Origin of the sequence: Streptomyces spectabilis, assembly GCF_008704795.1 — a bacterium.
GTDB classification, from domain to species: domain Bacteria; phylum Actinomycetota; class Actinomycetes; order Streptomycetales; family Streptomycetaceae; genus Streptomyces; species Streptomyces spectabilis.
The window spans coordinates 2,325,820-2,348,327 of sequence record NZ_CP023690.1; the positions used below are offsets into that span (position 1 = coordinate 2,325,820).

Annotated in this window: 19 protein-coding genes; 10 read left to right on the forward strand and 9 right to left on the reverse strand. The window is 74.7% G+C overall.

What is annotated here, in order from left to right:
* Positions 1–227: 227 nt before the first annotated feature.
* The gene (locus CP982_RS09915) at positions 228–827 is read left to right on the forward strand and encodes a hypothetical protein (protein WP_150510171.1); all 600 of its coding nucleotides are present in this window, start codon (positions 228–230) and stop codon (positions 825–827) included.
* A 12-nt stretch (positions 828–839) separates the two neighbouring features.
* Here the strand turns inward: CP982_RS09915 and CP982_RS09920 are convergent, their stop codons facing one another.
* On the reverse strand, positions 840–1,358 hold the full coding sequence (locus CP982_RS09920) for a hypothetical protein (protein WP_150510172.1): 519 nt from the start codon (positions 1,356–1,358) through the stop codon (positions 840–842).
* Between the two features lie 164 nt (positions 1,359–1,522).
* Positions 1,523–1,990: a redox-sensitive transcriptional activator SoxR gene (gene soxR, locus CP982_RS09925; RefSeq protein WP_150510173.1), complete on the reverse strand. Its 468-nt coding sequence runs from the start codon at positions 1,988–1,990 to the stop codon at positions 1,523–1,525.
* A 94-nt stretch (positions 1,991–2,084) separates the two neighbouring features.
* On the opposite strand from soxR, the gene CP982_RS09930 reads away from it, so the two are divergent.
* Positions 2,085–2,549, forward strand: a complete 465-nt coding sequence (locus tag CP982_RS09930) for a MaoC family dehydratase (RefSeq protein WP_150510174.1) — start codon at positions 2,085–2,087, stop codon at positions 2,547–2,549.
* On the opposite strand, the gene CP982_RS09935 is transcribed toward CP982_RS09930, so the two are convergent.
* On the reverse strand, positions 2,540–3,196 hold the full coding sequence (locus CP982_RS09935) for a TetR/AcrR family transcriptional regulator (RefSeq protein ID WP_150510175.1): 657 nt from the start codon (positions 3,194–3,196) through the stop codon (positions 2,540–2,542). The genes CP982_RS09930 and CP982_RS09935 overlap by 10 nt on opposite strands.
* 98 nt (positions 3,197–3,294) lie before the next feature.
* Positions 3,295–4,446, reverse strand: a complete 1,152-nt coding sequence (locus tag CP982_RS09940; protein WP_150510176.1) for an acyl-CoA dehydrogenase family protein — start codon at positions 4,444–4,446, stop codon at positions 3,295–3,297.
* A 71-nt stretch (positions 4,447–4,517) separates the two neighbouring features.
* Between CP982_RS09940 and CP982_RS09945 the strand changes: the two genes are divergently transcribed.
* The gene (locus tag CP982_RS09945) at positions 4,518–5,162 is read left to right on the forward strand and encodes a TetR/AcrR family transcriptional regulator (RefSeq protein ID WP_150510177.1); all 645 of its coding nucleotides are present in this window, start codon (positions 4,518–4,520) and stop codon (positions 5,160–5,162) included.
* A gap of 22 nt (positions 5,163–5,184) precedes the next feature.
* On the opposite strand, the gene CP982_RS09950 is transcribed toward CP982_RS09945, so the two are convergent.
* Positions 5,185–6,264 carry a zinc-binding dehydrogenase gene (locus CP982_RS09950; RefSeq protein ID WP_150510178.1) on the reverse strand — a complete coding sequence of 360 codons (1,080 nt, stop codon included), beginning with the start codon at positions 6,262–6,264 and terminating at the stop codon, positions 5,185–5,187.
* A gap of 55 nt (positions 6,265–6,319) precedes the next feature.
* On the reverse strand, positions 6,320–7,708 hold the full coding sequence (locus CP982_RS09955; RefSeq protein WP_150510179.1) for an aldehyde dehydrogenase family protein: 1,389 nt from the start codon (positions 7,706–7,708) through the stop codon (positions 6,320–6,322).
* 221 nt (positions 7,709–7,929) lie between these two features.
* Between CP982_RS09955 and CP982_RS09960 the strand changes: the two genes are divergently transcribed.
* Positions 7,930–9,354, forward strand: coding sequence for a CitMHS family transporter (locus CP982_RS09960; protein ID WP_150510180.1), 1,425 nt, complete (start codon positions 7,930–7,932; stop codon positions 9,352–9,354).
* A gap of 5 nt (positions 9,355–9,359) precedes the next feature.
* Complete coding sequence (locus CP982_RS09965) at positions 9,360–10,583, forward strand: MFS transporter (RefSeq protein WP_150510181.1); 1,224 nt, start codon at positions 9,360–9,362, stop codon at positions 10,581–10,583.
* A gap of 101 nt (positions 10,584–10,684) precedes the next feature.
* Here the strand turns inward: CP982_RS09965 and CP982_RS09970 are convergent, their stop codons facing one another.
* Both CP982_RS09970 and CP982_RS09975 read right to left on the reverse strand, forming a co-directional pair.
* On the reverse strand, positions 10,685–12,937 hold the full coding sequence (locus CP982_RS09970) for a molybdopterin-dependent oxidoreductase (protein WP_150510182.1): 2,253 nt from the start codon (positions 12,935–12,937) through the stop codon (positions 10,685–10,687).
* 73 nt (positions 12,938–13,010) lie between these two features.
* The gene (locus CP982_RS09975) at positions 13,011–13,643 is read right to left on the reverse strand and encodes a TetR/AcrR family transcriptional regulator (protein WP_150510183.1); all 633 of its coding nucleotides are present in this window, start codon (positions 13,641–13,643) and stop codon (positions 13,011–13,013) included.
* A gap of 141 nt (positions 13,644–13,784) precedes the next feature.
* Here CP982_RS09975 and hmgA point away from each other — a divergent pair, with 141 nt between their 5' ends.
* Genes hmgA through CP982_RS09990 form a run of 3 tightly spaced genes read left to right on the forward strand, consistent with a single transcriptional unit; the run spans position 13,785 to position 17,146 of the window.
* The gene (gene hmgA / locus CP982_RS09980) at positions 13,785–15,119 is read left to right on the forward strand and encodes a homogentisate 1,2-dioxygenase (RefSeq protein WP_150510184.1); all 1,335 of its coding nucleotides are present in this window, start codon (positions 13,785–13,787) and stop codon (positions 15,117–15,119) included.
* Positions 15,120–15,171: 52 nt separating this feature from the next.
* On the forward strand, positions 15,172–15,921 hold the full coding sequence (locus CP982_RS09985) for a GntR family transcriptional regulator (protein ID WP_144002582.1): 750 nt from the start codon (positions 15,172–15,174) through the stop codon (positions 15,919–15,921).
* Positions 15,922–15,946: 25 nt separating this feature from the next.
* Positions 15,947–17,146, forward strand: coding sequence for a type ISP restriction/modification enzyme (locus CP982_RS09990; RefSeq protein WP_184925432.1), 1,200 nt, complete (start codon positions 15,947–15,949; stop codon positions 17,144–17,146).
* A gap of 3 nt (positions 17,147–17,149) precedes the next feature.
* Here the strand turns inward: CP982_RS09990 and CP982_RS09995 are convergent, their stop codons facing one another.
* Positions 17,150–18,532 (reverse strand): MFS transporter, encoded by a 1,383-nt coding sequence (locus CP982_RS09995; RefSeq protein WP_150510186.1) that lies wholly within the window; start codon positions 18,530–18,532, stop codon positions 17,150–17,152.
* 166 nt (positions 18,533–18,698) lie between these two features.
* Between CP982_RS09995 and CP982_RS10000 the strand changes: the two genes are divergently transcribed.
* Together CP982_RS10000 and CP982_RS10005 are read left to right on the forward strand one after the other, a co-directional pair.
* Positions 18,699–19,610, forward strand: coding sequence for an NADP-dependent oxidoreductase (locus CP982_RS10000; RefSeq protein ID WP_150510187.1), 912 nt, complete (start codon positions 18,699–18,701; stop codon positions 19,608–19,610).
* Positions 19,611–19,661: 51 nt separating this feature from the next.
* Positions 19,662–22,445: a helix-turn-helix transcriptional regulator gene (locus CP982_RS10005; protein ID WP_150510188.1), complete on the forward strand. Its 2,784-nt coding sequence runs from the start codon at positions 19,662–19,664 to the stop codon at positions 22,443–22,445.
* Positions 22,446–22,508 lie beyond the last annotated feature (63 nt).

Below are 22,508 nucleotides of genomic sequence, written 5' to 3' on the forward strand. Positions count from 1 at the left end.
GTGTGCGCGGGGGCTCGCTCCGGACCTGTGCGAACTCTGTGCGCGACCTGTGCGCCCCGGCCCCCACGGCACCTCCACATCCGTCACGCATTGACGCTGACCTGCGGGGAACGCGCTGATGAGTAGCCATCGGAAATCGGATGGCACCAAATCGCGTGTCGATACGTCTACTCGATGTCCGCCGGTTCACTGGCGACGTCCGAGAAGTGTGACGGAGGTGCAGGGCGATGGCCGGATTCCGGAGTCTCGCGAGACAGGTGCGTGATCCGCACAGCGACTTGGCGCTGCGGCGGTACTCACTGCGCAAGTGCTTGGAGAGATTCGCCCCCTACGGCCACCGGGCGACCTGGGACCACCTGTGCTCCCGCGCGGGTTTCGGCCCCGAGGACCGGTCGCCCGACCCCGCGCGGCTCGTGGCCGCGCTCGACGAACTTCAGGCGGCCCGCACGGTGTGGCTCGCCTATGAGGAGAGCTTCGCGCGCCGCCGCCGCCGGGAGAAGCACGACGGTCTGCGCCGGCCCGGCAGCGTCGACGACTGGCACCGCTGCACGTGGGGCGGGCACGGGGTCGCCTGGTGCGACGACCCCTCCGTGCACCCCTCGGCGCCGCTCGGCGACGTGCTGCGCAGGCTCATCACCGCACTGGAACGAGAGCCGGGCGCCGCCTGCCCCGTGTGCGGCGACACGGCCCTCGAATGGCGCTACGGCCTGGCGCACGTCCCGTCGGCAGGCCCCGTCTGCACCGGCTGCGGCATCGTGGTGCCCGCGCCGGTCCTCACGCCCGAGGCGGTGCGGCGGTCGCGTTCGCGGTCGCTGGTGTCCGCCTGAGGGCAGCCGATCCTAGGGCCTGACGACGTCCGTCTGGATGGCCAGCTTGAACTCGGCCAGCATGAGCGGTGCGGCGAGCTTCACGTCGCCGGGGCCGCGCGCGGAGATCTTCAGGCCCACCGGTGTCCCCGGGTGCACGAACATCTGCCAGCTGTACGTGCGGTACTGACCGCCGCGGGTGGGCACGAAGTCGGTGGTGGCGGTGGAGTCATAACCCGTCGAGAGGTCCAGCGGGTCGCGCACGAAGCGCGCGCGGTACTCCGTCGGCCTGCTGTCGGGATCCCAGAAGACCATCGCCGACAGCGTGCCCCACCCGTCGTGGCTGGGCCATATCAGGCCCGAGCGCGCGTCGGGGAACTTCGACGGCTTGGTGGCGCCGTGCAGCGGATCGTGCATGCGCCAGGGGTCGTAGGCCTCCTCGTCCGCGGCGTACGGGAAGCGCACGAGGTGGTACCCGTCGCTGTCGTACGTGATCCGCTGGCGTCCCGAGCGGGCCGCTTCCCATTTCAACGAGCAGATGGCGACGCTCATCGGCTCTCCCCGTGTGTGTGGTGATGGCGTCGTGCCCCGTGCGACGGCCGGTGCGGGTCGCCGCCGGAGCGCGTGACGTACATGTACACCTCACGGCGCAGCGCGGAAAGGACCCGGGCGCCCCGGGGTACGACGGCGTGCGTGCCCCGGGGATCCGGCGCGGGTCAGCCCGTGGCGCGGCGTTCGTTGAGGAGGCGGGAGCCGACCAGGCGGTCGCCGAAGACGTCGTCGGGGTTGGACAGGACGCAGGTCTCCAGGGACAGGCACCCGCAGCCGATGCAGTCCGTGAGGTGGTCCCTGAGGCGGCCCAGCTGTTTGATGCGCTCGTCGAGTTCGGACCGCCAGGTCCCCGAGAGCCGGGCCCAGTCCGCCCGCGTGGGGGTGCGCCCCTCCGGCAGCTCCGCGAGCGCGTCGCGGATGGTCGCGAGCGGGATGCCCACGCGCTGCGCGGCCCGGATGAAGGCGACGCGGCGCAGGGTGTCACGGCCGTAGCGGCGCTGGTTGCCCGAGGTGCGGCGGCTGCTGATGAGCCCCTTGGCCTCGTAGAAGTGCAGCGCCGACACGGCGGCGCCGCTGCGCGCCGACACCTGGCCGACGGTGAGTTCGTGGATCTTCTCTGGGATCTGGGGCACCCCTCGAAGCCTACTGGTCGGTGCGTTGACACCGGTCGGCACACCCAGCATGCTGAGCAAGCGCTTAGTTTCCCCCAGCTACGGAGGCCCGCACATGGCAGAGCCGAGGATCTTCACGTCAGCCGACGAGCTGCGCGCCGCGGTCGGCGAGCAGTTGGGGCGCAGCGACTGGCTGGAGGTCGACCAGAAGCGGATCGATCTGTTCGCGGAGGCCACCGGCGACCACCAGTGGATCCACGTGGACCCCCGGCGGGCGGCCGAGGGGCCGTTCGGGGCGACGATCGCGCACGGGTATCTGACGCTGTCGCTGCTGCCCGTCCTGGTCCCGCAGGTGCTGCGCGTGGAGGGCATGCGGATGGGCCTCAACTACGGCACGAACAAGGTGCGCTTCCCCTCCCCCGTGCCCGTCGGCTCGCGGCTCCGCGCGGCCGTCGCGCTGACCGGGGTGGAGTCGACGAAGGACGGCGGGGTGCAGGTGACGGCGGCGGTCACGGTGGAGCGCGAGGGGGCCGACAAGCCCGCGTGCGTGGCCGATTCGGTGTCGCGCTACTACTTCTGAGCCGCCTGCGGCAGCGCGTCGGCGGGCGCCCGCGCCCCCACCATCCGCAGCACGAGGTCGGCGTAGAGCGCGCCGACCTCGTCCGGCGTCCTGCGCCCCGCGACGTTGAACCAGCGGGCCACGTCGATGCACAGGGAGAGCACGGCGAGGGTGGTGCCGGGGACGTCGGGGACGTCGAACTCGCCCGCGCGCACGCCGTCGTTGATGATCTCCCGCACGGCCGCGTCGGACTTGCGGCGCAGCGCCACGATCTCGGTGCGGTGCTCGGGGCCGAGCGCGTCGAGTTCGTACTGCACGACCCGGGCGGTCGTGTGGTGCCCGGCGTGCCAGCGGACGAAGGAGCGCACGGCGTCGGCGAGCCGCTCGGACGCGCTGCCCCCGCCGTCGGCCGCGGTGCGCAGGATGGTCAGGGCCTTGTCGTGGCCGAGCCTGCTGATGCGGTGGAGGAGCTCCTCCTTGGTCTTGTAGTGGATGTAGAGCGCGGCCGGGCTCATGCCCGCGCGGCCCGCGATGTCACGGGTCGTCGTGGCGTGGTAGCCGCGCTCGGCGAAGGCCTCGACCGCGGCGACCAGCAGCCGCCTCGCCGCGTCGGGACTGACCTCGGCCCACGGCTGCTCCTCGCCGAGGGTCTCCTTCGCCGCGCCCATGCGCGCTCCTTCCACCGTTCCGGACCGTCACCCTACCCTGAGGGTGAGCAAGCGCTTAGGCAAGTGGGCCGGGCGCCTCCGGCGGGCGGAGTGGCCGGTCAGAAGGCGGAGACGCCGGTCAGCGCGCGCCCGATCACCAGCTTCTGGATCTGACTCGTGCCCTCGTAGAGGGTCATCACCCGGGCGTCGCGCACGAGCTTGCCGACCGGGTACTCGTCGATGTAGCCGTAGCCGCCGAAGACCTGGAGCGCCTGGTTCGCGGCGCGCACGGCGGCCTCCGACGCGAACAGCTTGGCCTTGGACGACTCGGTGGCGAACGGCAGGCCCCGGTCGACGAGGTCGGCGACCCGCCAGGTGAGCAGCCGGGCCGCGTCCACGTCCACGGCGATGTCGCTGAGCAGCTCCTGGACGAGCTGGTGGTGGGCGATGCTCCGGCCGAACTGCTCGCGCTCGGTCGCGTACGCCACCGCCGCGTCGAGGGCGGCCTGGGCGATGCCCACGCACCCCGCGGCCACCGACATCCGCCCCTTGGCGAGGGCGGCCATGGCCACCGAGAAGCCCTTGCCCTCGGGCCCGAGCAGCGCGTCCGCGGGCACCCGGACGTCTTCGAGGACCAGTTCGGCGGTGGCCTGGCCGCGCAGGCCGAGCTTGCCGTGCACGGCGCGGCGGGTGAGGCCCGGCGTGTCCGTCGGCACCAGGAAGGCGGAGACGCCCTTGTGCCCCGGCGCGTCGTTCGTCCGCGCGAACAGGAGCACGACATCGGCCCAGGTGCCGTTCGTGATGAACATCTTGGCGCCGTTCACGACGTACGCGTCGCCGTCGCGGACGGCCTTGGTGGTGAGGCTCCCCGCGTCGGAGCCCGTCCCCGGTTCGGTGAGCCCGAAGCAGCCCAGGGCCGCGCCGGAGGTGAGCGCGGGCAGCCAGCGCCGCTTCTGCTCCTCGTCGCCCCAGGCCGCGATGGACTTGGCGACGAGCCCGAGGGAGACCGAGACGATGCCGCGCACGGAGGAGTCGCCGCGGCCCAGCTCCTCGGTCACCAGGCAGTACGCGAGGTGGTCGCCGCCGCTGCCGCCGTACTCCTCGTCGATGGTGAGGCCGAGGAAGCCGACGTCGCCGAGCTTGCGCACGATGGCCGCGTCCACGCTCTCGGCCCGGTCCCAGGCGGCCGCGTGCGGGGCGATCTCGCGCTCGACGAAGTCCTTGGCGAGCCGCCTGACGGCGTCCTGCTCCTCGCTGAGCTCCAGGTTCATCGAAGCCTCCCCGCCCGGCGCGGTTTTAATTAGCACTGCTAGTTTCTGTGGGCAGCCCTACTATGTGCCGCATGGCCCGACCGCGCAAGCCCCTCCTCAGCCGCGACCGCATCGTCGACGCGGCGCGCTCCCTCGTGGACGCCGAGGGCCTCGCCGCGGTCTCCACCCGCCGCCTCGCCGCCGAACTGGGCGTCAGCGGGCCCTCCCTCTACAACCACTTCGCCACCAAGGACCAGATCCTGGAGGCGGTGGCGGACTCGGTGAGCGCGCAGGTCGACCTGTCGATGTTCGAGGACGGCCGCGACTGGCGCGCCGCGCTGCACGACTGGGCCGTCTCCTACCGCGCCGCGCTCACCCGGCATCCGAACATCGTCCCGGTGCTCGCCCGCGGCCCCGGCCGCCGCCCCGCGGGCCTGCGGCTCGCGGACGCGATGTTCGGCGCCATGGTCGACGCGGGGTGGCCCCCGGCGCAGGCCACGTCGATCGGGGCGCTGATGCGGTACTTCATCATGGGCTCCGCGCTCGGCTCCTTCGCGGGCGGCTTCGTCGACGACGAGGCGGCGTACGACCCCGCCGACTACCCCCACCTCGGCCAGGCCCATCTGCTCGCGGAGCACCAGGAACTGGTGGACGAGCGGGCCTTCGACGCGGGGCTCGCGGCCCTGCTCGACGGGCTCGCCCTCCAGTACGAACGGGTGGCGCTGCGGGCGGGGTGAGACCCGCGGCCGACGGGGCCTTTCAGAAGGTCACGAGGGCCCGGCCGCCCTTGCCCGCCTCCATGTTCGCGAAGGCCGTCGGGATGTCCTCGAGGGCGATCCGGTCCGTGACCATCAGGCCGAGGTCGAGACGGCCCGCGCGCACGTGTTCGGCGAGGACGGGGACGTCCCGTGCCGGGTCGGTGTTGCCGTAGACGCAGCCGGAGAGCGTCCGGCCCCAGTGGAAGATCTCCAGGGCGTTGAAGGTGACCTGCTGGTCCTTGCCGCCGATGCCGACGACGGTGGTGCGGCCGCCGCGGCGGGTGGACTCCCAGGCAGCACGGATGGTGGCCGCGCGGCCCACGCACTCCACGGCCACGTCCACGCCGTGGCCGCCGGTGAGTTCGCGCAGGTCACGGGCCGTCCTGTCGGAGGCGACGACATAGTCCGTGGCCCCGGCCACGCGGGCCAGGGCCTCCTTCTCGGGGGACACGTCGACCGCGAGCACCCGCGCGGCCCCGGCGATCCGCGCCGCCTGGAGCGCGGCCAGGCCCACCCCGCCGACGCCGAGGACGGCGACCGTCTCGCCCTCGCGGACGCGCGCCGCGTGGTGCACCGCTCCGTAGCCGGTGAGGACGGCGCAGCCGAGGAGGGCGGCGTCGGCGAGGGGAACGCCGTCGGGCGCGGGCAGGACGCAGCCCGCGGCCACCACCGTCTCCTGCGCGAACGCGGCCACGTTCAGGCCGGGGTGCAGATCGGTGCCGTCGGCGCGGCGGGCGTACACCGCGCCCGCGCCGGTGAGCGCGTTGCCGCACAGCCAGACCTCGCCGAGCCCGCAGGCGTGGCAGTCGCCGCAGGACGGCGCCCAGTTGAGGACCACGCCGTCACCGGGCGCGACATGGGTGACGCCCGCGCCCACGGACAGGACGGTGCCCGCCCCCTCGTGGCCGAGCACGGCGGGGACCGGCACCCTCATCGTGCCGTTCGTCAGGGACAGGTCGGAGTGACAGACCCCGGCGGCGGCGAGGCGCACCCGCACCTGCCCGGGGCCGGGCTCCGGCAGCTCGATGTCGGTGATCTCCAACGGGGAACCGAGGGCGGGCAGTACGGCGGCGCGGACCACGGTGGCGAATCCTCCAGGGGGGAGAGGGGAAGGGGGGAGCGGAAGGCGGACGGGGCTAGAACTGGAGCGACTTGGTCTGGAGGTACTCCGCCAGGCCGTGCCGTCCCAGTTCGCGGCCGACGCCCGACTGCTTGTAGCCGCCGAAGGGGGCGAGCGGGTTGAAGCCGCCGCCGTTGATGTCGACCTGGCCGGTGTCGAGGCGGCGTGCGAAGGCCGCCGCCTCCGCGTCGTCCGCCGCCCACACCGCGCCCGCGAGCCCGTACACGGTGCCGTTGGCGATCGTCTCGGCCTCGTCCTCGTCCTCGTAGCGGATGAGGGAGAGGACCGGGCCGAAGATCTCCTCCTGGGCGATGGTCATCTCGGGGGTGACGTCGGCGAAGACCGTGGGGCGCACGTAGTAGCCGCGCTCGCGCGGCGCCTCGGGGCCGCCCGCCACCAGGCGGGCTCCCTCCGCCACACCCCGCTCGATGTAGCCGCGCACGCGGTCGCGCTGCTTCTCGCTGACGACGGGTCCGATGCGCTCGCCGTACTTGCCCGCGGCGCGCGCGGCGAGCGCGACCGCCTCGTCGTAGCGCGAGGTGTGGACGAGCATGCGGGTCCAGGCGCTGCACGTCTGGCCCGAGTTGGCCATGACGTTGGCGACGCCGACGTTCACGGCCTTGGCGAGGTCGGCGCTCGGCAGGATGACGTTGGCCGACTTGCCGCCGAGTTCGAGGGCGACGCGCTTGACGGCCGCGCCCGCGATCGCGCCGATCCTCCGGCCGACCGCGGTGGACCCCGTGAACGAGACGAGGTCCACGCCCTCGTGCTCGGCGAGCGCCTGGCCCGCGACCGGGCCGAGCCCTGTGACCAGGTTGAACACCCCCGCGGGCAGACCCGCCTCGTGCACGACCTCGGCGAAGAGGCGGGCCGTGAGCGGGGTGTCCTCCGCGGGCTTGAGCACGACGGCGCAGCCCGCGGCGAGGGCCGGGGCGACCTTGGCGACGATCTGGTGGAGGGGGTAGTTCCAGGGGGTGATCGCGCCGACGACGCCCACGGGTTCGCAGTGGACGGTGGAGTTGCCCACCTTCTCCTCGAAGGGGTGGAGCGCCGCGAGTTCCGCGTACGAGGCCGCCACGAGGATCGGCACTCCGGCGTGGACGGCTTCCGCGAACGGCAGCGGGGCGCCCAGTTCCGCGGCGACCGTCTCGGCGATCTCGCCCTTGCGGGCGACGAGCCCGTCGCGGATCGCGGCGAGCCGTGCGGCGCGCTCCGCGGGCGGGGTCGCCCGCCAGCTGGGCAGCGCCGCGCGCGCGGCCCTGACCGCGGCATCGACGTCCTCGGCGGTGCCCGCCGGGACGTGGGCAATGACCTGCTCGTCGGCCGGGTTCACCACCGGGGTGGTGTCCTGTGTGGTGGCGGGGCGCCACTGCCCCGCGATGTACATGCCGGTGTGGGGCTTCATGAGATCAAACTAGCGCCGATAGTTTTCTGCCGCCAGAGGCTCGGGTACGGCCACGAGAGGGGGGCGCCGAGCGGCCCCGCCCCTAGCAGCACCGCGTTGACCTGGAGTTTTGCGCTTATTGCTCACACGTCAACATCTTGTTAACGCTCGAAAGCGGGTCCTACCGTCATCCGAACCGCCAGACCTGGTGGCAGTTCGATGGTGAACGATAGGTAGCTCCCATGCTGACAATCCTCGGATTCGTCATGATCGCCACCTTCCTGGTGCTGATCATGATGAAGAAGATGTCGCCCATCGCGGCACTGGTGCTCATCCCCGCGTTGTTCTGCGTCTTCGTAGGCAAGGCCGCCCACTTCGGGGACTACGTCCTCGAGGGCGTGGGCAATCTCGCGCCCACGGCCGCGATGCTCATGTTCGCCATCGTGTACTTCGGCGTCATGATCGATGTCGGCCTCTTCGACCCGATCGTCCGGGGCATCCTGCGGTTCTGCAAGGCGGACCCGATGCGGATCGTCGTCGGCACCGCCGTGCTCGCCGCGATCGTCTCGCTCGACGGCGACGGCTCCACCACGTTCATGATCACCGTGTCGGCGATGTACCCGCTGTACAAGCGCCTGAAGATGAGCCTCGTCGTCATGACGGGCGTCGCGGCCACCGCCAACGGCGTGATGAACACGCTGCCCTGGGGCGGTCCCACGGCCCGCGCGGCCACCGCCCTCAAGGTCGACGCCAGCGACATCTTCGTGCCGATGATCCCCGCGCTCGCGGTCGGCCTCCTCGCCGTCTTCGTCCTCGCGTACGCCCTCGGTCTGCGCGAGCGCAAGCGGCTCGGGGTGCTCTCGCTCGACGAGGTCCTGGAGAGCGAGCCGGTCACGGGCGAGCCGGTACTGGTCGGCGCGGGCGGTGACGGGGGCCGGGCGGAGCAGGTCGGCTTCGTGAAGGGCGGGGGCTCGGCGGGCACCTCCGCCACGGACGGTTCCCCTTCGGACTCCGACGACGACGGCTTCCAGGGCCTGGACCCGAACCGTGCCACCCTGCGCCCCAAGCTCTACTGGTTCAACGCGGGCCTGACCGTCCTGCTGCTCACCGCCATGATCATGGAGTGGCTGCCGATCCCGGTCCTGTTCCTGCTCGGCGCGGCCCTGGCCCTGACCGTCAACTTCCCGCACATGCCCGACCAGAAGGCCCGCATCGCCGCGCACGCCGAGAACGTCCTCAACGTCACCGGCATGGTCTTCGCCGCCGCCGTCTTCACCGGCGTGCTCACCGGCACCGGCATGGTCGACCACATGGCCGACTGGCTCGTGGACGCCATCCCCGACGGCATGGGCGGCCAGATGGGCCTGGTCACCGGCCTGCTCTCGATCCCCCTCACGTACTTCATGTCCAACGACGGCTTCTACTTCGGCGTGCTGCCCGTGCTCGCCGAGGCGGGCAACGCGCACGGCGTCTCCACCATCGAGATCGCCCGTGCCTCCATCGCCGGGCAGGCCCTGCACATGTCGAGCCCGCTCGTGCCCGCCGTGTACGTCCTCGTCGGCATGGCCAAGGTCGAGTTCGGCGACCACACGCGGTTCACGGTGAAGTGGGCGATCCTCACCTCGCTCGTGGTGCTGGGCGCCGGGATCCTCTTCGGCATCATCTGAGTCCGATGCTGCCGATACGCCGCCCGCACGCGGGCGGGCAGAACCCGGTCGGCGCACACCCGGCCGACGGCAGGGGCTGGCTGCTGCGCCTCGTCATCGCCTTCAGCTGTGCGCAGGGCGCGGTGTCGATGGCGCGGCCCGCCGTCTCCTACCGGGCCCTCTCGCTGGGCGCCGACGAGCGGGCCATCGGTGTCATCGCGGGCGTGTACGCGCTGCTGCCGCTGTTCGCCGCGGTTCCGCTCGGCCGCCGTACCGACCACGGCCGCTGCGCGCCGCTGCTGCCGCTCGGCGTCGCGCTGATCGCGGGCGGCTGCGCGCTCGGCGGCACCGCGGGATCGCTGGGTGCGCTCGCCGCGTGGAGCGGGGTGATGGGCCTCGGCCACCTCTGCTTCGTCATCGGCGCGCAGTCGATCGTCGCCCGCCGGTCGGCACCCGCCGAACAGGACCGGAACTTCGGCCACTTCACCATCGGCGCCTCCCTCGGCCAGCTCGTCGGCCCGCTGGCGGCCGGCGTCCTGATCGGCGGCGACACGGGCTCCACGAGCGCCCTCGCCCTGGTGGTGGCGGCGGGGGTCGCGGCGGTGGCCTGCGCGTCGCTGTGGCGCATCGAGCGGCCGCGGGGCGAAGGGCCCGGGCGCAGGAGCGCCGCCCGGCCCGCCGCGGCCGGGGCCGTTCCCGTGCGGCGCATCCTGGGGTCCCGGGGCGTGCCCGCCGGGATGTTCATCAGCCTCGCCGTGCTGTCCGCCACGGACATCCTCACCGCGTACCTGCCCGTCGTCGGCGAGCACCGGGGCATCGCGCCCGCGACCGTCGGGGTCCTGCTCGGTCTGCGCGCGGCCGCGACGATCGCCTGCCGCCTGGTGATGACGCCCCTCATCCGGCTGCTCGGCCGCCGCGCGCTCACCGTCGTCACCTGCGCCGCCGCCGGACTCCTGTGCGCCGGGGTCGCGCTGCCGCTGCCCGTCTGGGCGCTCGGCGTGATGCTCGCGCTGCTCGGCTTCTGCCTCGGTGTCGGCCAGCCCCTGTCGATGACGACGGTGGTCCGGGCGGCGCCCGCCGAGGCCCGCTCCACCGCCCTCGCCCTGCGGCTCACCGGCAACCGGCTCGGCCAGGTCGCCGCCCCGGCCGGGGCGGGCCTCGTCGCCGGGGTGGCGGGCGTCGCGGCCCCCTTCGTGACGCTGGGGCTCCTCCTGTGCGTGGCCGCGGGGGCGGCGGGGCGCACCGAATAACTCCCCGGCCTACCCGGGGGCAGGGCCCAACAGCCCTCCGCACTGGGCGTCCGCGGGTTCGTCGTGGCCGGTCGCGCAGTTCCCCGCGCCCCTTCGGGGCACTACCGCGCGAGTGGAGTGACCCCGACCGCGAAGCCGTTGAGCACCGCCGTGCCCGAGAGCGGGTCGAGGAGGCTGCCGTCGAGGAGTTGGTTGACGTTGGCGCCGGGGTCGGCGGCGGCGACGGTCAGCCGGGTGCCGGGGCGGTCGTGGCCCCAGCCGTGCGGCAGGCTCACCACCCCCGGGCGTACCGTGTCCGTCACCTCCACCGGGACCGCGATCTCGCCGCCCGCGGCCGTCACGCGCGCGTGCGCGCCGTCCGCCACGCCGAGCCGTGCCGCGTCCTCGGGGTGGACGTGCAGGGTGCAGCGGTTGGAACCGCCGGTGAGGGGACGGACGTTGTGCATCCAGCTGTTGTTGGAGCGCAGATGGCGGCGGCCGACGAGGACGAGGGCGGCCGGGGTCTCGCGCAGCGCGCGGGCGAGCCGCGGCAGGTCGGCGGCGATCGGCCCGGGAAGCAGCTCGATCCGCCCGCTGCGGGTCCTGAGGACCTCCGGGACGCGCGGGCCCAGCGGGCCGAGGTCGATGCCGTGCGGGTGGTCGAGGAGGCGGGCCAGGCTCAGCCCGTCCGGCTCCGCGCCGAAGCCGTCGCCGTACGGGCCGAGGCGCAGCATCATGTCCAGGCGCCGCTCGGGGCCGCTCTCCCCCGTGAGGCGGGCCGCGAGGTCCCCGGGGTCGCGGCCGTGCACGCGCGTGTGCGGGGCGGCGACGGCCTCGGCGAGGGTGCGCTCGACGACCAGGGCGTCGACGGCGGCCGGGTCGGCGCCGTGTCGGCCCGTCGCGGCGAGCACGAGCCGCGCGAGGATCTCGGTCTCGGGCATCCGGCCGTCCTCCAGGGGCACCGCGGCACGGGTGTAGCGGACCTGGTTGCGCACGGCCAGGGCGTTGAAGGCGAAGGGGAAGTGGGCGCTCTGCGCGGGCGGGGGCGGCGGCAGGACGACATGGGCGTGGCGCGCGGTCTCGTTCAGGTACGGGTCGACGCTCACCATGAAGTCCAGGGACTCCAGGGCCTTGTCGAGGCGGTCGCCGTCGGGCGCGGACAGGACGGGGTTGGCGGCGATGGCGATGACGGCGCGGACGGGGCTCTCGCCCAGGCCGCTGTCCGGGACGCCCGGCGGGGTGTCGACCTCCTCCGCGAGCGCGGCGACGGGCAGTTCGCCCTTGGCCTCGGGGTGCCCGCTCACACGGCTGCGCCAGCGGCCGAGCGCGAAGCCCCGGCCGGGCCCGGCGGGGCGCGGCGCCCTGCCGGTGGCGGAGAGCGGGAACATGACGCCGCCGGGCCGGTCGACGTTGCCGGTCAGGACGTTCACCACGTCGGCGAGCCAGCAGGTCAGCGTCCCGAGGGCGACGGTGCTCGCGCCGACCCTGGCGTACACGGCGGCGGCGGGCGCCGAGGCCAGCTCGTGGGCCAGGGTACGGATGGTGTCGGCGGGCACGTCGCAGGCCGTGGCGACGGCCTCCGGAGTGAAGTCCCGTACTGCGGTGTCGAGTTCGTCGAGGCCCGTCACGTGGTCCGCGAGCGCGCCGAGGTCGGTGAGGCCGTCCGCGAACAGGACCTGCGCCACCGCGGCGAGCAGGAGCGCGTCCGTGCCGGGCCGGACGGCCAGGTGCCGGTCGGCGAGGAGCGCGGTGCGCGTGCGGCGCGGGTCGACGACGGTGAGCCGGCCGCCCCGGGCCCGCAGCGCCTTGAGCCGGCCGGGGAAGTCGGGCGCGGTGCACAGGCTGCCGTTGGACTCCACGGGGTTGGCGCCGAGGATCAGCAGGTGGTCGGTGCGGTCCAGGTCGGGCACGGGGATCGCGAGCGGGTCGCCGAACAGGAGGCCGCAGGAGACGTGCCGGGGCATCTGGTCGACGGTGCTCGCGGTGAACAGGCTGCGGGTGCCGAGGGCCCCGAGCAGCACGGGCGGGTACAGGGCGCCCGCCATGGTGTGCACGTTCGGGTTGCCGAGCACGACGCCCACCGCGTGCGGCCCGTACCGCTCGACGACGGGGCGCAGACCCGCGGCGACCGCGTCGAAGGCCTCGTCCCAGCCCGTCTCCACGAGGCGTCCGCCGCGGCGGACGAGGGGCCGCCGCAGCCGGTCGGGGTCGGCGTCGGCCGCGCCGAAGGAGGCGCCCTTGGGGCAGACGAAGCCGCGGCTGAAGACGTCGGCCCGGTCGCCGCGCGCGCCGGTCACGCGCGGGCCATCGACGGTGAGCGTGAGCCCGCAGGTGGCTTCGCAGAGCGGGCAGATGCGCGGGGCGGTGCGGGTCATGGGCCCTCCCGGGGCGTGGCGCGGCGGCGCGGTCCGCCTCCAGCATACCGACCGGTACGTATGGCGCCAGGGTTCAGCCGAGGGCGCGCTCGACGTACGCGTACAGCAGGGTCCGCGTCTCCGCCACGATCTTCGGGTCCCCCAACGGGTCGGTGCGGAAGGCGAGTTGCAGCAGGGCATCGACGGCCTCGACGCTGACGAGCATGGTGCGGCGCAACCGGGCGTCCAGCGGGCGGCCGAGGTGCCCGGCGAGGAGCCGGGCGACGCGGTCTGCGACCGTCTCGTTGGCGTCGGGCATCGCCTCGGGCGCCGAGGGGATGCCGAAGTCGACCCGCCCGAAGCCGGGGACCGTGCGCTTCATCAGCAGATACTCGTCGAAGGCGGCCGCGACGGCGCCGCGCAGATCGCCACGGGGCACGGCCGTCATGCGCGCCGCGACCCGGCGGGCGTAGGCGTCGAGGTTGCGGTGGGCCAGGGCGTCGGCCAAGGCACGCTTGTTGTCGAAGAAGCGGTAGACCGAGCCGATGGGCACGCCCGCGCGCTCCGCGACCGCCCGGGTGGTCAGGTCCTCGTAGCCGACCTCGTCGAGGAGGGCGGCGCAGGCGTCGAGGATCCGGGTCAGCCGCTCCGCGCTGCGGCGCTGCACGGGCGTGCGGCGCAGGGCGGCCTGGGGGTTCGGGTCACGCGTACCGGAGGAGTCACGCACTCCGGGAGGGTAGAACACCGTTCACATTTCACGGATCCCTCTTGCGCGGGGAAAAACCGAATCCTACGGTGTTCCATAGGAATCGTTGGCGAGGGCGCCGGCGTGGGCCCCGTCGTGGGCCAGGGAGCCGAGGGAGCTGTCATGAGCGGGGATCAGCCGAAGGACGACAGGGACAACGCGCGCAAGCTCGCCGAGGGCCTCACCCACCTCACCGGATTCGGCAACGAGCACAGCTCGGAGGCCGTCCCGGGCGCCCTGCCGCACGGCCGCAACTCGCCGCAGCGCGCCCCCCTCGGCCTGTACGCGGAGCAGCTGAGCGGCACCGCGTTCACCGAGCCGCGCGCCCACAACCGCCGCTCGTGGCTGTACCGCGTCCGCCCGTCGGCCGCGCACCCGTCGTTCGCCCGGACCGACAACGGCGCGATCCGCACGGCCCCCTTCACCGAGACCGTGCCCGACCCCAACCGCCTGCGCTGGAACCCGCTGCCGGAGCCCGCCCCCGGCACCGACTGGCTGGCCGGCCTGTGGACCCTCGGGGGCAACGGCGACGCGACCCAGCGCACCGGCATGGCGGTGCACCTGTACCACGCCAACGCCTCCATGGACCGGGTCTTCAGCGACGCCGACGGCGAGCTGCTGATCGTGCCGGAGCGCGGCGGCCTGCTGCTCCGCACCGAGCTGGGCCTGCTGCGCGCCGAGCCCGGCCACATCGCCCTGATCCCGCGCGGCGTCCGCTTCCGCGTCGAGCTGCTCGACGACAGCGCCCGTGGGTACGTCTGCGAGAACTACGGCGCGGTCTTCCAGCTCCCCGACCTCGGCCCGATCGGCGCCAACGGCCTGGCGAACGCCCGGGACTTCATGGCCCCGGTCGCCGCGTACGAGGACGTCGAGGGCCCGGTCGAGGTCGTCAACAAGTTCTGCGGCAACCTCTGGGCGGCCACCTACGACCACTCCCCCCTCGACGTGGTCGCCTGGCACGGCAACTACGTGCCGTACGTGTACGACCTGAGCCGCTTCAACGTCATCGGCTCCATCTCGTACGACCACCCGGACCCCTCCATCTTCACGGTGCTCACCTCGCCGTCGGACACCCCGGGCCTCGCGGGCGTCGACTTCGTGGTGTTCGCGCCGCGCTGGCTCGTCGGCGAGGACACCTTCCGGCCGCCGTACTTCCACCGGAACGTGATGAGCGAGTACATGGGCCTGATCGAGGGCGCGTACGACGCCAAGGCGGAAGGCTTCGTGCCGGGCGGCGGCTCGCTGCACAACATGATGTCGGCGCACGGCCCCGACCGGGAGACGTTCGAGCGGGCCAGCGCCGCGGAGCTGAGGCCGCAGAAGATCGACGACGGTCTGGCGTTCATGTTCGAGACCCGCTGGCCGGTGACCGCCACGGAGCAGGCGGCTTCGGCGGACCATCTGCAGCGGAGGTACGACGACGTATGGCAGGGTCTGGAGCGTCATTTCCGGCCGTAGCACCACCACTTCCGGCCGCTGTCCGCGTCGTCTCGGAAGTACGGAGTTCCCTGTGACCGCTTTCGCCCCGGACTCGATCGTCCTGAACCGAAAGCTGCCGCTGTGGTATCAGGTCTCGCAGTCGCTGCGCGCCTCGATACTCGGCCGGGCGCCGGACGCCCCGCTGCGCCTGCCGACCGAGGAGCAGCTGGCGGGGCACTACGGCGTCAGCGTGCTCACCATGCGCCAGGCCCTCAAGGAGCTGGAGGACGAGGGCCTGATCAGCAGGCACCGGCGGCGCGGCACGTTCATCGAGCCGGACGTGCGGCGCGGCTCGCCGGTGCGGCTGCTCGGCTCGGTCGACGCGATCGTGGCGCAGCAGTCCGGCATGGACACCAAGCTCCTGTCCCACGGCCGGGAGCAGGTGCCCACCGACGTCGCCGAGCACTTCCCCGGGCTCGCCGAGGTCGCCACGTACCACCGGCTGCGCAGCGACGCCAGGACCGGCGAGCCGACCAACCACGCGCGCAACCACGTGCGCCCCGACCTCGCCGAGCGCATCGACCCGACCGACCTGGAGCGGTGGCCGATGACGAAGGTCCTGCGCGACGTGGTGGGCGTGGCGATCTCGCGCATCACCGACACCGTGGAGGCCAGGCTCGCCGACCCGGAGACCGCCCGGCTGCTCCAAGTGCCGCTGCTCAGCCCGATCCTGCACTACACGGGCATCACCTACGACACCGAGGGGCGGGCGCTCGACGTGGCCCGGATCCAGTACCGGGGCGACCGCTTCTCCTTCACCGTCACGCTCGACGCGACCTGATGGCCGCCGCGCGGCGCGTCGTACGATGCCGGGCGTGACGTACGACGACGCGCCGCCGCTCGCCGATCTCATGCCGTGGTCCGTCGCGCCGCTCCGGCCGGGACGCGGGTGGCCGATGGCGCCCGACGCCGCGTCCCTCAGAGCCCGTTGGGACGCCTTCGTCCGCGCCGACGCGGCCGGGCGCGAGGCGCTGTTCGGGCCCACCCGGGCCCGCACCCTGCACACCTCGGTGGCCCAGCTGCCCGGGTGCGGCGGCGGCACGGGGCGGCTCGCCCGCGAGAACGGGCCCTGCGCCGAACCCGTCCGGGTGGTGCACGGCCCCTTCGACGAGCAGTGGCTGATACCCGACCACCGGCTCCTGGACGCGGCCCGCCCCGAGCTGTGGCGGGTGGCGGGGGCCGGGCAGCTCTTCCTGACCGAGCAGGGGTACGTGCCCGACGCGGGCGCCGGGCCCGCCGTGCTCGCCTCCGCGGTGCTGCCGGACGGGCACTCCCCCGCCGGGCGGCCCGGCCGCGTCCGCCCGCTGTACCGACGTCCTGGTGGCGCTGAAACGAACGTTCTACCCGGTCTGTTGGAACATCTCTCCCTGCGGTACGGGACCGACGTCGCCCCGGAGGACTTCCTGGCCTGGGTCCTGGTCGCCGCGCGGGCCGCGCCCGCGGGCCCCGTCGTGCCGCTCACCTCCGCCGCCGACGCGTGGGAGCGGGGCGTGGAACTCGGGCGGCGCGCGCTCTGGCTCCAGCTGCGCGGCAGCTCCGCCGAGCGGCCGAAGCTGCCCGGCGGACGGCGGCCGTACGTGCGGGCGCCGCTGCCCGCGCTTCCCTCGGGGCTCGGCTACGACGCCGACGAGGAGGCCCTGCGGATCGGCGGGGGCGGGCTCATCTCGCCCGTGCCCGCGGGGGCGTGGGACTTCCGGGTCAGCGGTGTGCGGGTCCTGGAGCTGTGGTTCGAGCGCCGGGCGGCCCCCGCGGAGCCCGGCACCCTGGAGGCCGTCGGGCCCTCGGTGTGGCCCCAGGCCTGGACCTCGCAGCTCCTGGAGCTGATCACGGTCCTCGCCCTCCTCGCGGAGCTCCCCGCGCTCGCGGAGATCCCCGCGGACGCCGCGCTCACGGCCGCCGACCTGCACACGGCGGGGGTCCTGCCCGTCCCCGCGGCGGCCCGGCGCCCGGCCTCGGTCCTCGACCACCACGAAGAGGGGCCCGAGGGGCAGTTCGCCCTGCTGTGAGGGTCAGGCACGGCTCCCGCGCCCCAGGGGCAGCAGCGCGACCATGCTGAGGAACTGGAGGGCGGCGAGGAGCACGATCCCGCTGCGGAAGCCGGGCACGCCCGCGCCTCCCGTGCCGTAGGCGAGGGCGGCCAGCGCGGGGCCCACCGTGAACGCGAGGGTCCGGAAGGTGTTGGTGACGCCCCCGGCCGTGCCGACGAGGTCCGGCGGGGTCCGCTCCAGGATGCCGACGCTGACCGGCGTGCCGAACAGCGCCTGCCCCGCACCGGTGACGGCCAGGCGCCAGCCGATGTCCCACAGCCCCGCGTCCGGCCCGAGGGTGAGCATGCTCAGCACCCCGAGCCCGGTCAGCGCGGCGCCCGCCGCGCCCACGAGCGCCTTCGGGAAGCGGTCGGCGAGCGCGCCGCCGAAGGACGCGGTGAGCGCCACCGCCCCGATGAAGAACATCATCGCGAGGCCGGTCAGGGACGCCCCGGCGTCCAGGACGTCGGCGACGTAGTAGGGCAGCAGGAAGTAGGACAGGCCGGTGAACGTACCGCTGAGGAAGAGGGCGAGCACGGGCAGGCCGACCTCGGGCCGCCGCAGCAGGTCGAGGACGGGGCGCGCGGTGCGCAGCCGCGCCCACCACGCACCGCCCGCGACCGCCACGGCCGCGGCCGCCCCCGCGGCGACGGGCGCGCCCGCGTCGATCCGGTCGAAGGCGACGAGCAGCGCCGTGACGGCGGCGCCGAGGACCACGCCGTCCCCGACCAGCGAACGGCTCGGCGGCACGAGGCCCTTGTCGCCGCGCGGGATCAGCCGCGCGCCCAGCCACACCACCGCGATCAGGACGGGGATCTTCAGCAGGAACACCGGCCGCCATCCGTACGCGTCCACGACGGCCCCGCCGAGCGACGAGCCGCCCATGGAGCCCAGCGGCATGATCGTGGCGATGTAGCCCATGGCGCGGCCCCGGCGCTTGGGCGGCACGCTCATGGCGACCACCGGCATGTACAGCGCGCCGACGACGGCGCCCGCCACGCCTTGCAGCACGCGGGCGGCCACCAGGACCGGAAGGTTCGGGGCCAGGGCCGCGAGCACGCTGGTCAGGCCGATGGCGGGCGTGGCGAGGAGGAACACCGCGCGCAGGTCCACGCGGTCGCTCCAGCGCCCGGCGGGGAGGGCGAGCGCGGCGGTGGGCAACGCGTAGGCGAGCAGCACCCATTGGGTGGCGGAGGAGCCGACGCCCAGGTCGTCCCCCATCGCGGGCAGCGTGACGGCGGACAGGCTGAGTTCCAAGGTGACCATGAGCATGGCGAGGGCCATGACGACGACGGGCGCCCAGCGCGTCCGCCCACCGTCGTCGGCGGACGGGGCACCGGTGGCCGCGGAGATCTGCTGAGTCATGCGATCGACGCTAGGAACGGCCTCCCCCGCGCCGCCTCCGTCACATGACTGGTCACCCGACCCCCAGTCATCCCATCCCAGTCATCCGACAGAGGCGAGCGCGCGCCGCCCGCGCCTAGCGTCGAGCGTGTCATCACACCCCCCACCGCCTCCGGGAGGAATCCCCATGCTCGCGATGGCTCTCACGGAGTACGGCGGTCCCGAAGTGCTCCGCCTCATGGACCTCGACGTCCCGGAGCCGGGCCCCGGGCAGGTGCGGGTGCGGGTCAGGGCCGCGGGGGTCATGCCCTTCGACACGGGCGTCCGGCAGGGGGTCGTGCGCCCGCCCGGCACCGCCTTCCCGATCGTGCCCGGCAACGAGTTCGCGGGCACCGTGGACGCGGTGGGCTCCGCGGTCACGGCGTTCGCGCCCGGCACGGACGTGCTCGGCTTCTCGCTGCTCGGCGCGTACGCGCAGTACGTCGTCGTGGGCGCCGACCAGCTGGTCGCCAAGCCGGACGCGATGGACTTCGTCAGCGCGGGCGGCTTCTCCGGCAACGCCCAGGGCGCGCACATGGCGCTCAGCGCGGTCGGCGTGCGCCCCGGCGACACGGTCCTGGTCAGCGGCGCCGCGGGCGGATTCGGCACCCAGGCCGTGCAGTTGGCGAGGGCGTGGGGCGCCACCACGGTCATCGGCACCGCGAGCCCGCGCAACCACGACCACCTGCGCGCCCTCGGCGCCGTCCCGGTCACGTACGGCGAAGGCCTGGAGGACCGGCTGCGCGCCCTCGCCCCGGACGGCGTCGACGCGGCCGTCGACGGCGCGGGCCCCGAGGGCCTGCGGGCGGCGGTGGCCGTGGCCAAGGACCGCGAGCGCGTGGCGACGATGCTCGCAGACGAGGAGGCCACCCGCCTCGGCGTGCCGCTGCTGCGCGGCACCCGCACGGCGGAGCGCCTGGCCGAGATCACCGCCCTGTACGCGAAGGGCCTGCTGCGGGTCCACCTCCGGGCGGCCCACCCCCTCCAGGACGCGGCGGCCGCCCACCGCGCCGTGGAGTCGGGCCACGGCAGGGGCAAGGTCGTCCTGAGGGTCGACTGACCGCCGCGCGGCCGGGGAATATCCGGCGCACCGCGGCGGCTGAGTTGAACCATGCTCGAAGGCCGCACCGCAGAACTGGACCAGCTCACCTCGCTGCTCGCCCTGGCCCGCACCGGGCGCAGCGCGGCCCTGGTGCTGCGTGGAGAGGCCGGAATCGGCAAGTCCGCCCTGCTGGAAGCAGCGGCCGGGGCGGCGGCACCGCACGACTCGGAGCCGGGCGCCCCCTGGGGGCGGGTGCTGCGCACCACCGGCGTGGAGGCCGAGAGCGAACTCCCCTTCGCGGGGCTGCACATGCTCCTGCACCCGGTCACCGACCGCGTCGGCGCCCTGCCCGCCCCGCAGGCCGCGGCCCTGCGCACCGCGCTCGGCCTCGCGGGCGGTGCGCACGACGGCCCTGGCGACCGGTTCCTGACGGGCGTCGCCGTGCTGAGCCTGCTGTCCGAGCTCGCCGACGACGGGCCGCTGCTGTGCGTCGTGGACGACGCGCACTGGCTGGACCACGCGTCGGCGGACGCGCTGTTGTTCGCCGCCCGGCGGCTCACGGCCGAGGGCGTGGTGATGCTGTTCGCGGCCCGCGAGCCGCACGGCCCGCCGTTCCCCGCCGCGGGCCTGCCCGAGCTGCGTCTGGCCGGGATCGACGACGCCGCCGCGGACCGGCTGCTCGCCGCGCACGCCGGGGACCTGCCGCCGTACGTACGCCGTCAGCTGCTCGCCGAGGCGCGCGGCAACCCCCTGGCCCTGCGCGAGCTGCCCGCCGCCCAGCGCGAGGGGCAGCTCGCGGCGGCCGGGCCTCAGTCCGCGCCGGGGCCCGGCCCCTCCCTGGTGCAGCGGGCGTTCGCCGACCGGATCGCCGCGCTGCCGGAGGCCACCCGGACCCTGCTGCTCGTCGCGGCGGCCGAGGGCACCGGGGACCTGGAGACCACGGCGGCGGCCGCCGCCGCGCTCGGGGCCGCCGTCACCGACGCGGAGCCCGCCGAGCGCAAGCAGCTCCTGCGAGTCGAAGCCGGGCGGCTCGTCTTCCGGCACCCCCTGATCCGCACCGCGGCCTACCGCGGCGCCCCGCTCGGGGCCCGCATCGCCGCCCACCGCGCCCTCGCGGACGCGCTGCCGCGCGTCGGTCAGGCCGACCGCCGCGCCTGGCACCTGGCCGCGGCCACCACCGAGCCCGACGAGCACGTGGCGTCCGTCCTGGAGCGGACCGCCGAACACGCCCGCGCCCGCGGCGGCTACGCGGCCGAGGCCGCCGCCTTCGAACGGGCCGCGCGGCTCACCCCGGACAGCGCGGAGCGCGCCCGGCGCCTGGCCCTCGCCGCGTCGGCGGCGGCCGACGCGGGCCACGGCGACCACGCGGCCCGGCTCGCGGGCAGCGCGCGGCCGCACCTGACAGACCCGGACCTCCTCGCCCGCCTCGCACGGGTCCGCGCGGGCGTGGCCCGCGAGCGCGACGACCTGGAGGCCGCGCACACGGTGCTCGTGGACACCGCGTCGGACCTCGCCGAGCGGGCGCCGGAGACGGCGGCGCGACTGCTGTACGAGGCGATGACGGCGGCCTGGGCGTCAGGGCGGCGCACGGCGGTCGACGCGGTCCTGGAGCGGGCGGCCTCGCTGGGCGTCGAGCCGTCGCCCGCCGCGCCGCCCTATCTGCTGGCGGTGACGGGCCTGGCGCGGCTCGCCGCGGGCGACCCGGGCGCGGCCCTGCCGCCGCTGCGGCGCCTCTTCGACGCCGCGCGGAACCGGGAGCACGGCCTGGACCTGCGCGAGCGGGCCTCCGTCGCCGGGTGGTTCGCGCCGCTCGGCGATCTGGAGGGCGGCGTCGAGCTTGCCGCGGACCTGGAGCGCGAGTGCCGGGAGCAGGGCGCGGTGGGGCCGCTGCCCCTCGTGCTGCTCCAGCGGGCCCGGGCCCGTGTGCTGCTCGGCCGGCACGGCTGCGCCCTGGCGGGCGCGGAGGACGGCGTCCGCATCGCGCGCGACAGCGGCCAGCACCACTACGCGGCCCAGCTGACGGGCGTCCTCGCCCATCTCGCGGCGCTCGACGGGGACGAGGCCCGCGTCCGGGACCTGGCCGGGCACCTCGACCCCCGGCAGGCGCCGCCCGGCCGGGTGTGGGGCGCGGCCGCCCTTCCCCTGCTCGATCTGGGCCTCGGCCGCTACGAGGCGGCGCTGCGCGGCTACGAGGACCTGGCGGCGGGCCCCGCGGGCCACACGGTGGTGGCGCTGCACTGTCTGCCGGACCACGTCGAGGCGGCGGTGCGGGCCGGGCGGCCAGGCGCGGCGCGCGACGCCCGGCGGCGGTTCGCGCAATGGGCGGAGCACACGGACGCGGCCTGGGCGCGCGCCCTCGCGGCGCGCTGCCGCGCCCTGCTCGCCGACGAGGCCGGGGCGCAGACCGCGTACGAGGAGGCCCTGGAGCTGCACACCGGGGACGGCAGGCCCTTCGAGCAGGCCCGTACGCGGCTCCTGTTCGGCGAGTGGCTGCGCCGGACCGGCCGCAGGAGCGAGGCCCGTGCCCCGCTGCGGGCGGCCCTCGACGCGTTCGAGCGGATCGGGGCGGCGCCGTGGGCGGGCCGGGCGCGCGCGGAGCTGCGGGCCACGGGCGAGAGCAGGGTGCGGGCACGCGGTGAGCGGGTGCCGCTGGAGCGGCTCACGCCGCAGGAGCGTCACGTGGTGCGGCTCGCGGCGGCGGGCCTGACCAACCGCGACATCGGCGCCCAGCTCTTCCTGTCCCCGCGCACGGTGGGCTACCACCTGTACAACGCGTATCCGAAGCTGGGGGTGTCGTCGCGGGGCGAACTGGCCCGGCTCGGCGTCGGGACGGACGAAGAGCTGAGTGCCTGAGGGGGAACTGCGCGACCCGCCGCGTGCCGGGAGTGACGGCGGGGGTACGGGGAAGCGTGGGCG